Consider the following 9,789-nt stretch of genomic DNA (forward strand, 5'->3'; position numbering starts at 1 on the left):
CGGCCGGCCAGTCCGGCGGCGGCCCGCAGCTCGTGCAGCAGAGCGGCACGCTCGGCGTCGAGGGCGTCCACCCGCTGCCGGTCGCCCCGCTCGGCGGCGCGGTCGATCTCGTCGTCGAGCCGGTCCAGGTGCCGCCGGTAGCGGGCCTTCGCCTCGTCGTCCAGCACCGGGTCGCCACCGAGGCGGCGGGCGGCCACCAGTTCCGGCCCGGCGGCCGGGTCGAGCAGCTCCACCGTCGGCACGTCGACGCCCGGACGGCTCAGCAGCAGGCGCAGGTCGTGCAGGCCCTTCGCGTCCGGTAGGTGCACCACCGTGCCGTCCCAGGCGAGTTCCCAGACCGGGCCGTCGCGGCGGAACGCGTACGCCGGTGGGGAGGCCGGCGCGACGGCGGCGGGCGGCGGAGCGTCGCCGGCGGTGGGTGCCGGGCCGGTGTCGCCGAACCGGGCACGCACCTGGGCCATGCCCAGCTCGCGGGCGTCCCGCAGGACCCCGGCGCGGATCGCGGAAGCCTGGGCCCGGTCGTCCGGGCCGTCCCGACCGGCCAGCGCCTCGACCAGGCCGGCGCGGGCGAGCACCGACCACGGTCGGGACCCCATCCGGTCGGCGGCGTCGCGGGCGGCGGAGAACCCGGCGACCGCCTCGTCCCACCGTCGGCCCGCCGCGTCGACCGCCGCGAGCCAGTGGTCGACCGGGCCGCTCAGGTCGCAGCCGAACAACGCCACCAGCCACTGCCCCCGGTACGGTGCCAGCTCCTCCCGCACCCGGTCGCCACGCCCCGGGTCGCCGGTGGCGGCGGCGACCTGAGCGGCCAGGCGCAGCCACAGCGGCGACACCGGACGCGGGTACGCCACACCGGCCGCCTCGATCTCACCGACCAGCCGGACGGCCTCGGCGTGGTCGCCCCGTTCCACGGCGGTGATGCCGCGCAGCAGGGCGAGGTACGGGTAGTCGGCCGGGGCCAACCCGTCGAGCAGGGCGTCGACCTCGGCGAACCGGCCCTGGAGCAGCAGCCACGACCACCGCACGTGCTTGCCGAGGAAGCCGTGCTCCCCCTCCGGCCACTCGTCCATGTCGCCCAGCACGTCGAAGGCCGTGCCGGCCGCGGCGAAGTCACCCCGGAAGGCGGCGACGATGCCGCCGTCGATCGCTCCGGCCATCCGGTGCCGGACCGCGTCGCTCTCCCCGGCTCCCCGGACGAACGCGGTCCACTCCGCCAGGTAACCCGGGTCGCCGAGTTCGAGGAGCGCGACCCAGCGCAGCGAGGTGGCCCACAGCACGGTCTCCTCGTCGCCCGCCCGGCGGGCCACGTCCCGGATCTCGGCGGTGATGGCCGCCCGTTCGCCGGCGGTGCCCATCCCCCAGGTGGTGTCGTGCAGGGTCCACAGGCTGAAGGTGAGCGCCTCGTCGTCGGCGCCCCGCCGGGCGAGCCTCTCGGTGACGGTGACCAGGTCGGTCACCACGGCGGGCAGCGGCTGCTCCTCGTCGGGAACGCCGACCAGCCGCCGGTGCGCCTCGCGCAGCATCCCTTCGGCCCGGTCCGACGCTCCGGCCGGAGTCCAGTGGTGACGGTGGACCGTCAGCGCCACCCGGGCCAGCACCGCCGGATCGTCGAGCGTCAGCGCGAGGGGTTCGGCCTCGGCGAGCAGCCGGCCCGCCTCGTCCCGGCGACCGGCGTGGTGCAGCAGCGCGGCCAGCTCGACCATGATCCGTACGCGCTGGGCCGGATCCACCGCGACCGTGTGGGCCCGGCGCAGGTGCTCCGCCGACTCCTCCAGGGCCATCCGGCGGCCGGCCTCCCGACCGGCGACCACCAGCAGGTCGGCGGCGCGCCCCGGCGGGAGATCGGGCACGGCGAGCCAGGCGTGCCGGGCCACGTCGGCGGGGACCAGGTGCTCGGCGAGCGCCGCCGCGCCGTCCACCGCCCGCACCACCGCCGCGTGCCGGGCCCGGCGGTCGGCCACCGGCAGGCCGTCGTACAGGGTCTCCCGCACCAGGTCGTGCACGAACGCGGAACGGCCGGCGCCCCGGTCGAACACCAGCCGGGCCGTCACTGCCCGGTCCAGGTCCCGGTCGACCTGCGGCGCGGGCCGCCCGACGGTGGCCGCCAGGAGCCCCCGGTGGAACTCCCGGCCGAGAACCGCGGCGGCGGTGAGCGTGTCGACCACCGCTGCCGGAAGCTGCGCCAGCCGCTGCCGGATCACCTCCCGCACGCCGGGAGCGACCTGGTCGACCGACCCGCCGGTACGCCACAGCCGGGCGGCCTGCTCGACGAAGAACGGGTTGCCGCCGGTGCGGCGGTGCATCTCGTCGACCACCTGTGCGTCGGCCTCGCGTCCCGCCGTGCGGACCACCAGGGCGCTCACCTCGTCGCGGGACATCCCGGTGAGGGTCACCGTGGTCGCCTTCGCGGTCAGCGGCACCAGCAGCGGCGCGAGAGGATGATCGGCCATCTCCACCTCGGCGTCGCGGTAGGTGCCCAGCAGGAGCAACCGCTCGAACCAGGTGTGCTGCGCGGCGAACCGCAGCAACCGCACCGACGCCGGGTCGGCCCAGTGCAGGTCGTCGAGGACCACCACGACCGGCCGGCGCTGCGAGACCGCGACCAGAGCGGTGGTCACGGCGTCGTAGAGGGCGAAGGCGTCGCGCGCGGCGTCGTCGTCGGGCTCGTCGGCCGGGCCGGTCGCCTCGCCGAGCAGCATCGCCAGGGCCGGTTCGGCGACCTCCCGGGCGACCGCCCAGTCGTCGGTGGAGCGCCGTAACCCACGGACGGTCTGCACCCAGGGCCAGTACCCGGGCGCGTTGTCGGAGTCCCAGCAGGCGGCGCCGAGCACCAGCGCGCCGCGCCGGCGGGCCTCCTCGGCCGCCGCCGTCACCAGCGTCGTCTTGCCGATGCCCGGCTCACCGGTGACCAGGACGAGCCCACCGTGGCTGTCCATTACGCGGTCGACCTCGGCACGCAGGAGGGCGGCCGGATGTTCGCGCCCGATGAGGGTCGCGCCGTGCCGCGGGTCCATGGATCGACACGGTAACGGAGAACACCGACAGACTCGTTCGAGCAGAGGCTCGACCAGCCGGGGCCGGCGCCCCCGTGTGCGCCGGCCCACCTCGCGCGACCGCCTGGGCCCGCCCGCCTCACGCCGGCTGCAGGAGCCCGATCGCGTTGCCGTCGGCGTCCCGGACGGTGGCGACCAGCTTGCCGCCGCCGACGTCGGTGACGTCCTGCACCGACTCGGCGCCGACGTCGAGCAGCAGCTTGCGCATCGTGTGGATGTCGTCGACGTGCCGGTACACAACCGGGCCGGTCATCCCCTTGTCGTGGCCGTGCGGGTCGAGACCGATCTCCTGCCCGTCGACGGTGAAGCCCACGTACCAGGGCTCGTCCATGTGCGGCGCCACACCGAGCAGCTCCCGGTAGAGCGCCTTGGCGCTGGTCAGGTCGCGGACGGGGATGATGATGGTCTTCATTTCTCGCCTCTCGTCACGCCGGCGCCCGCGCGCCGGTCATCTTCTCTGACAGGGCGCGACGGAGGGACGTGACGGGATGGACGGGACCGATCTGCTGGCCGAGCGGTTCGAGGAGCATCGGGCGCACCTGCGGTCGGTGGCGTACCGGTTGCTCGGCTCGGTCGGCGACGCCGACGACGCCGTCCAGGAGGCGTGGATCCGGGCCAGCCGCGCCGGCACCGACGGGATCGAGAACCTGGGCGGCTGGCTCACCACGATCGTCGCCCGGGTCAGCCTGAACATGCTCCAGTCCCGCAAGGCCCGTCGGGAGGAGCCCTCGGATCTGGTCGTGGGGGCGGGGACGATCGACGGTCCGGAGCAGGAGGTCGAACTGGCCGACTCGGTCGGGGTGGCGCTGCTCGTCGTGCTGGAGACGCTGACCCCCGCCGAACGGCTCGCGTTCGTGCTGCACGATCTCTTCGCCCTGCCGTACGACGAGATCGCGCCCATCGTGGATCGGACCCCGGAGGCCGCGCGGCAGTTGGCCAGCCGCGCGCGCCGCCGGGTCCGTGGGGGCTCGGCCGCGCCCGATCCGGTACGCCAGCGCGAGGTGGTCGCCGCGTTCCTCGCCGCGTCACGCGGCGGCGACTTCGCGGCGCTGCTCGCGGTGCTGGATCCCGAGGTCGTCCTCCGCGCGGACGCCGCCGCCGTCGCCTCCGGGGCGACCCCGGAGGTACGCGGAGCGCACGCCGTCGCCGAGACGTTCTCCGGTCGGGCACGGGCGGCCCGCCCGGCGCTCGTGGACGGGGCGCCGGGGGCGGTGTGGCTGGTCGGCGGCGAGCCTCGGGTGGTGTTCCGGTTCGCGCTGGAGGGCGACCGGATCGTGGCCGTCGACCTGGTCGCCGACCCGGAGACGATTACCCTTCTATCCCTAACATTCCCTGACGAGCTACCGTAGGGAGCGATGAGTAATGACATGTACTCCGTCGAGCAGGTGGCGGAGCGGCTGGGCCTGCACGTGCGGACCGTGCGCGGCTACATCCGTTCCGGGCGGCTGCGGGCGGTGCGGATCGGCAAGCAGTACCGGATCGCCCGCGCCGACCTCGACGCGCTGACCGGCACGCCGCGACCGGCCGCCACCTCCTCGGTCGAGGTGTCCAGCGTCGTCCGGATCGACGGTGTCGACCGTGCCTCGGCCGACCGGCTCGGCACGCTCGTCCTCGCCGGGGCGAACACCAACCACGACCCGGCGGACCCGCTGCGGGTGCAGACCGTCTACGACGAGGAGCGACACCGCATGACGATCATGATCCTGGGCGGCGCCACCGCCACCGCCGAGCTGCTGCGGCTGCTCGACGGGGTGCTGGACGGCGACAACGGGCTGGTGCGCCGTGGCTGACGACATCCGGGAGCTGACCGGCGTACAGGTGCTGGTGTGCGACCCGGACGGGCCGCCGATCGTCACCGAACAGGACGCGCTGGATTTGGTCGGCGCGGCGTTCCTCGGCGTCGAGGTGGTGGCCGTACCGGCGAGCCGCCTGGACCCACGCTTCTTCTCCCTGGGGACCCGGTTCGCCGGTGACGTGATGCAGAAGTTCGTCAACTACCGACTGCGCCTGGTCGTCGTGGGCGACATCTCCGCGCACCTGGCGGCGTCGTCGGCGCTGCGAGCACTGGTGCAGGAGTCGAACCGGGGTGGGCATGTCTGGTTCGTACCGGACCTCGACGCCCTCGACGCCCGACTGGCCGCCCCGGCGGCCGGCGCGTAGCCGTGAGGCGGCGATGCCGGGCCGCCGGCCGCGATGCGTAGCGGCCGGCCTGCCGGGTACGCGGGCCCCATGGGTAGCCACAAGCCGAACAAGCATGATCCTGGCGGCGAGTCGGCCCGCGCGGGGCGCCATCCGGGCAGCGGCGCGCGAGGCCGCCAGGGCTCGGAGGTCGAACGCTCGCCGGAGCGCCGACACCTGCGGGCCGCGACCGGCACGTCCGGCACCGAACGCGATCACGGCCGCGCCAAGGTCGAGGGCAGCGAGCGGGTCCAACGCCAGGGAAGCTGATCGTCGGGCGCTGCGCCGCGGCGGATTCGGTGCCGGGGCGCGGCGTCGGCGTGGATTCGAGCCGGGGCGCGGCACTTGGCGTGGATCCGAGTTGGGGCGCGGATCCGAGCCTGGGCGCCGCGTTTGGCGCGAATCCGAGCCGGGGCGCGGCGTTTGGCCTGGGTTCCAGCCCGGCGCGCGGCGTCTGGCGCGGTCCGCTCATTCGGCTGCCGGTCGGACGCCGGCCGGGCCGGCGTCGGAGGGCGGCCACCGGTCGTGGAACAGCGCCATCTCCACCTCGTCCGGCTCGACTCCCCGGACCTCCGCTTGGGCTGCGGCCCAGCGCAGGTAGGCGAGCCACTCCTCGGACAGCCAGCCGGACCGCCGCCGCACCCCGGCCTCGGTGGGCAGCCGACCGGCCACGACCCGGTCGAGGATCAGCGGTCGCAGGCCCTCGGTGTCGCGCCGCCCCTCGGCGCCGGGTCGGCATTCGGAGTCGCGGCGGCTTTCGGCGTCGCGCCGGTAGGCGGCGAAGTAGAGCAGCTTCGTGAAGAACGCCGGCCCGAGCCACGGCAGGCGGGACTCCTTCGGATCGCGGAACCGCCGGTACGCCGTACGCAGCGCCTCCTCGTCGGGCGTCGCCGCCGCGATGCCGTCCAGGGCGTGCGTCAGGCGGCTGCCGTCCGGGTCGCCCTTCAGCGAGCGGGCAGCGCGCCACGGGCCGTAGCCGATCGGCCCGTACCCCCACATCAGGACGGCGGCGAGGAGCTGGCGCGGGCTCGCCGCTCCCTCGCGCCAGGCGTCGGCGACGGCGAACACGTCCCGCCGCCAGACGACGCCGGTCTCCGGGAATCCGGTCGGCCAGGCGTCCGGGGGCAACGTCGCCCGCCACCGGTCGGTGTGGACGGCGATCGGGGCGGGTTCGCTGGGTAGGGAGGGACCGTCGTACAGCGACACGGGTAATCCCCTCACGGGTCATGGACATCCCACCACCGGTTCGGGATGTCAGGTATCCCGGAAGCTATCGACGCCCCGTCCCCACCGATGCCCTGTGATGGGAAACCGGGGTATCAAGTGAGGAGCGCACGCCCTAACGATTGATAAGCATCATTGGAAGCCCCTAGGCTGCTCACCATGCGTGCCCGCCGCACCACCGTCGCAGTAGTCCTCGCCGCGCTGCTGGGCCAGCTCGCCGTCAGCGCCGCCCGAGCGGACGACGCCCCGGCGCTCACCACCCCCGGCGCCCCGGTCGTCGTGGTCAATGAACCTCACCGGCTCACCCTGTCCTGGGACGGCTCCACCTGGGCAGGCGAACCGGCCGGCGAGGAGCCGATCACGTACGAGATGCGGGCGCAGCTGGGCCCCAACGTCTACCGAGGACTGGGCAGCACCACCGACACCACCATCACGCTCACGAACCTGGCCCCCGGCAGCGAGTACCGCATCGCGATCAGCGCGTACGCCCTGGGCGGCTACTCCGACCCCTCGCCGGTCACGCTGGTCCGCACCGCGTACGGGCGGGCGAAGGTCAGCTACCTCAACCTCGACTGGTCGCCGACGAACAACCAGATCCAGCACGTCCTCCAGGTCACCAACACCGGCACCGGGCCGCTCGACCTGACCAGCGTGCGGGTGCGCTATCACCTGGTGTTCGAGGGCGGCAACACCTCGCTCGTGCTGAACTGCGACTGGGCGGCGCTGGGCTGCGACCGCATCGGGCGCACCCTGGCGTTCTTCCCACCGCCGGCGCCGCCACCTCCGCCGCCGGGCAGCACGCCCACGCCCACACCGACGCCGACCCGGTACCCGCTGCCGGGCACGCCGGTCCCCGGCTGGGTGGAGCTGACCTTCACCAGCGGGGTGCTCGCCCCCGGCGAGTCGTCCGGGCCGATCTACCTGCGCCATCACCGGCACAGCTGGACCGACATCAACGAGCGTGATGACCCGAGCTGGCGGGAGGCGACCGGTCAGTGGACCGACAACAGCCGGATCACGCTGGACGTCGACGGCGTCCGCGAGTTCGGCGACACGTACGCCTGAGCAGCCCTACCGCGACTTCGGCACCAGCCGGTTGAACCGGGGACGTAGCGCCAGAACGAGGGCTTCCTTCGTACCCTCGGGATTCTCGGTCTCCTGCCAGCGGACCTCGCAGCGACCCAGCCAGGCCGCGATGTCCTCGGCCGACGCCGCCCGGTCGGGGCGGTCGAGGAGCTGACCGACCTGCTGGTGCAGCACCGACGAGTCACGGTTGCCGGTGAGGTGCTGCCGAAGGCGGTTGCGCAGGTTGCCGGTGTAGCCGACGTAGACAACCACGCCGCGTTTCAAGACCACGTGTGCGCCGGGAGCGTGGGGCGCGTCGGCGGCAACCTTCATGGTGTACGGCCGGGCGGGCGTGAAGGCGGCGAGCAGGTCGTCGAGATCGGCGTCAGGCATGAGCGGACGCTATCGGCTCACTCCCCGATGCGTTGTCCCCTGCTGGTCAGGCGGCGAAGCCACGGCGGCCCTGGGACGCGTCGCCCGGCAGCGGCAATTCCTCGACGTACTGCCACTCCAGTTCGTCGTTGTGTCTCAGCGCTGCCTCGCCCCAGGAGACGCGGAGCAGCCCGGCGTCCGAATTGCAGGCGTAGCCGATCAGGAGCACCTTCGGCTCGACGGGCAGCCGCTCGACCGCATCCCGCAGCTCGGACCGGTCGCGGGCTTCCTGTTCACTGACCGGCATGAGCGGCAGCATGTCCTGCTGGTACTGCGGCTCAGGGCCGTACATGGCGAGAAGGTAGCGAGCGAAGCGGCTGAAGGTCCGTCCTGGCCGGACCCTTACGATCTCGACGTCACTCTTGGTCGCGTAGTGCCACGGCAGCAGGAAATGCCCCGCGCAGATGGTGATCCTGAACTGCGCGCCCGGCGGGCGCAGGTCCGTCACGTCGGGCATATCCCGGAGGCGCTGGTGCAGTTCCTCGTACTGAACCAGCCAGCGCACGGAGCCGAAGGCGTGGTCGCTGGTCATCTCGGAAGCCTCGCGCGCGTCCATCGCGCGCTCGACCGCCCGCTTAAGGGCCGCCGGGACGTGCTTGCGCAGCGCCACCGCCTGGGCGAACCCGAACTTCTCGATCGACCACTGCGACGCCCCGTCCGCGACCCCCACACCGATCACCCCCTGTGTCCCACCGCACACTCTCCGACATAGACGTTCTCACGTGGGTCGATGGAGAGCCAAGGGGTGTCGACCATCCTCTCGGTGGCTACCGGCCGCCGTACCGCCCCAACGTCGCCCATGGTCGCCGCTCATCGACCGGCATGCCGGGCCTGCGCCCGCTCATCGGTGCGCCGGGTCTGCCAGGCGCGGAGCGCCTCCTTGATGCGGTGGTTCTCGGCGCGGGTGAGGTCGAGCTGACGGGTGCGATCGCGCAGCTCATGAGCGAGGCGGTGCAGCAGGGCGTCGACGTCGTCGGCCCGGTAACCCCGCTGGCAGAAAGACGTGCGCGGCAGCGCTACACCGGCAATGCGGTCCGGGGTGAGCGGGCCGGTCAGGGCGTTGCGGCTGCGGTAGACCGCCATCAGGGCACCGCCGTGGCGGGCAGGTGGATCCGGTCGCCGGGCACCCCGGCAGCGAGCAGCCGCAGCCGGGACCCGACGAGCATCAGCGGCGGTCCACAGACGAACACCTCCTGGTCGGGACGATGACGGGCGAGGGCGACGGTCAGTGCGTCGCCCCGCTCGTCCCGTTCGGCACACGGGTCGTGGCTGAAGGCGGGTACGACGGTCAGCCAGTCGTGGGCTTCCTGGAGCCGGTCGAGGGTGATCGCGTCGTACAGGTCGGCGAAGGTGCGGGCGCCGACGACCAGGGTCACCCGCCGACTCCCCGGTCCGTGGGCGACCTGCTCGACCAGGGCGCGCAGCGGCGCCAGCCCGGTCCCGCCGGCCACGAGCAACAGATCCGCCGTCGACCACGGGTCGAGCCGCAGGCCGGTGCCGCAGGGTGGGCCGAGCCAGAGCGGCTCGCCGGGGCGTACGTCGTGGACGAGGCTGTGGGAGACGGCACCGACGGCGCGAACGTGCAGCTCGACCGTGCCGTCGGGGCGTGGGGCGTTCGCCGGGGACAGCCAGCGCCACCGGCCGGGGTGGCGCGGCGTGCAGACCGGGACGGCGTTGCGGGGTTGGTGGGGCACGGGACGCTGGGGACGTACGGTCAGGATCGCGATCGTGTCGCACGGCCGGTGGTGGCCGGTGACCTCGGCGGGCCACCAAGCCGGGCCGTCGCCGACGTGGCCGGCGGCGTGGCGCACGGCCTGCGCGGCGCGGTGGCCGGCGC

General features: G+C 73.8%; 12 protein-coding genes. 5 read left to right on the top strand and 7 right to left on the bottom strand.

All coding sequences use genetic code 11. The features are described 5' to 3' along the window. Both AB0I76_RS15070 and AB0I76_RS15075 read right to left on the bottom strand, forming a co-directional pair. On the bottom strand, nt 1–3,014 hold a 3,014-nt coding region (locus tag AB0I76_RS15070; RefSeq protein WP_357034801.1), incomplete at its 3' end, for an AAA family ATPase. A 118-nt stretch (nt 3,015–3,132) separates the two neighbouring features. Continuing rightward, a complete protein-coding gene (locus tag AB0I76_RS15075; RefSeq protein ID WP_357034802.1) occupies nt 3,133–3,465 on the bottom strand; it encodes a VOC family protein in 333 nt (110 codons plus the stop codon). Nucleotides 3,466–3,541: 76 nt separating this feature from the next. On the opposite strand from AB0I76_RS15075, the gene AB0I76_RS15080 reads away from it, so the two are divergent. The 4 genes from AB0I76_RS15080 (at nt 3,542) to AB0I76_RS15095 (ending at nt 5,501) form a co-directional block, all read left to right on the top strand. After that, the gene (locus AB0I76_RS15080) at nt 3,542–4,402 is read left to right on the top strand and encodes a sigma-70 family RNA polymerase sigma factor (protein WP_357034804.1); all 861 of its coding nucleotides are present in this window, start codon (nt 3,542–3,544) and stop codon (nt 4,400–4,402) included. A gap of 6 nt (nt 4,403–4,408) precedes the next feature. Beyond that, nucleotides 4,409–4,843, top strand: coding sequence for a helix-turn-helix domain-containing protein (locus tag AB0I76_RS15085; RefSeq protein WP_357034806.1), 435 nt, complete (start codon nt 4,409–4,411; stop codon nt 4,841–4,843). After that, nucleotides 4,836–5,213 (top strand): DUF4180 domain-containing protein, encoded by a 378-nt coding sequence (locus AB0I76_RS15090; protein ID WP_357034808.1) that lies wholly within the window; start codon nt 4,836–4,838, stop codon nt 5,211–5,213. Before AB0I76_RS15085 ends, AB0I76_RS15090 begins: the two co-directional genes overlap by 8 nt. A gap of 69 nt (nt 5,214–5,282) precedes the next feature. Further along, nucleotides 5,283–5,501: a hypothetical protein gene (locus AB0I76_RS15095; RefSeq protein WP_357034810.1), complete on the top strand. Its 219-nt coding sequence runs from the start codon at nt 5,283–5,285 to the stop codon at nt 5,499–5,501. A 198-nt stretch (nt 5,502–5,699) separates the two neighbouring features. Here AB0I76_RS15095 and AB0I76_RS15100 read toward each other — a convergent pair whose 3' ends face one another. After that, nucleotides 5,700–6,437, bottom strand: a complete 738-nt coding sequence (locus AB0I76_RS15100) for a hypothetical protein (RefSeq protein WP_357034812.1) — start codon at nt 6,435–6,437, stop codon at nt 5,700–5,702. A gap of 177 nt (nt 6,438–6,614) precedes the next feature. Here AB0I76_RS15100 and AB0I76_RS15105 point away from each other — a divergent pair, with 177 nt between their 5' ends. Continuing rightward, nucleotides 6,615–7,520, top strand: coding sequence for a cellulose binding domain-containing protein (locus tag AB0I76_RS15105; RefSeq protein ID WP_357034814.1), 906 nt, complete (start codon nt 6,615–6,617; stop codon nt 7,518–7,520). A gap of 6 nt (nt 7,521–7,526) precedes the next feature. On the opposite strand, the gene AB0I76_RS15110 is transcribed toward AB0I76_RS15105, so the two are convergent. The 4 genes from AB0I76_RS15110 to AB0I76_RS15125 all read right to left on the bottom strand — a co-directional run. Beyond that, the gene (locus AB0I76_RS15110; RefSeq protein WP_357034816.1) at nt 7,527–7,913 is read right to left on the bottom strand and encodes a GIY-YIG nuclease family protein; all 387 of its coding nucleotides are present in this window, start codon (nt 7,911–7,913) and stop codon (nt 7,527–7,529) included. 46 nt (nt 7,914–7,959) lie between these two features. Then, complete coding sequence (locus AB0I76_RS15115; protein ID WP_357034818.1) at nt 7,960–8,631, bottom strand: hypothetical protein; 672 nt, start codon at nt 8,629–8,631, stop codon at nt 7,960–7,962. A 131-nt stretch (nt 8,632–8,762) separates the two neighbouring features. Further along, nucleotides 8,763–9,035, bottom strand: coding sequence for a DivIVA domain-containing protein (locus AB0I76_RS15120; RefSeq protein WP_357034820.1), 273 nt, complete (start codon nt 9,033–9,035; stop codon nt 8,763–8,765). Beyond that, nucleotides 9,035–9,789: oxidoreductase (locus tag AB0I76_RS15125; protein WP_357034822.1), on the bottom strand; the 755-nt coding region annotated here is incomplete at its 5' end. The genes AB0I76_RS15120 and AB0I76_RS15125, both read right to left, overlap by 1 nt.

Source organism: Micromonospora sp. NPDC049799 (genome assembly GCF_040656655.1).
GTDB lineage: Bacteria > Actinomycetota > Actinomycetes > Mycobacteriales > Micromonosporaceae > Micromonospora.

Bases quoted from the DNA above. Each gene is read 5' to 3' on its own strand.
- AB0I76_RS15075 (WP_357034802.1), bottom strand. From the start codon at position 3,465: ATGAAGACCATCATCATCCCCGTCCGCGACCTGACCAGCGCCAAGGCG.
- AB0I76_RS15080 (WP_357034804.1), top strand. From the start codon at position 3,542: ATGGACGGGACCGATCTGCTGGCCGAGCGGTTCGAGGAGCATCGGGCG.
- AB0I76_RS15085 (WP_357034806.1), top strand. From the start codon at position 4,409: ATGAGTAATGACATGTACTCCGTCGAGCAGGTGGCGGAGCGGCTGGGC.
- AB0I76_RS15095 (WP_357034810.1), top strand. From the start codon at position 5,283: ATGGGTAGCCACAAGCCGAACAAGCATGATCCTGGCGGCGAGTCGGCC.
- AB0I76_RS15105 (WP_357034814.1), top strand. From the start codon at position 6,615: ATGCGTGCCCGCCGCACCACCGTCGCAGTAGTCCTCGCCGCGCTGCTG.
- AB0I76_RS15110 (WP_357034816.1), bottom strand. From the start codon at position 7,913: ATGCCTGACGCCGATCTCGACGACCTGCTCGCCGCCTTCACGCCCGCC.
- AB0I76_RS15120 (WP_357034820.1), bottom strand. From the start codon at position 9,035: ATGGCGGTCTACCGCAGCCGCAACGCCCTGACCGGCCCGCTCACCCCG.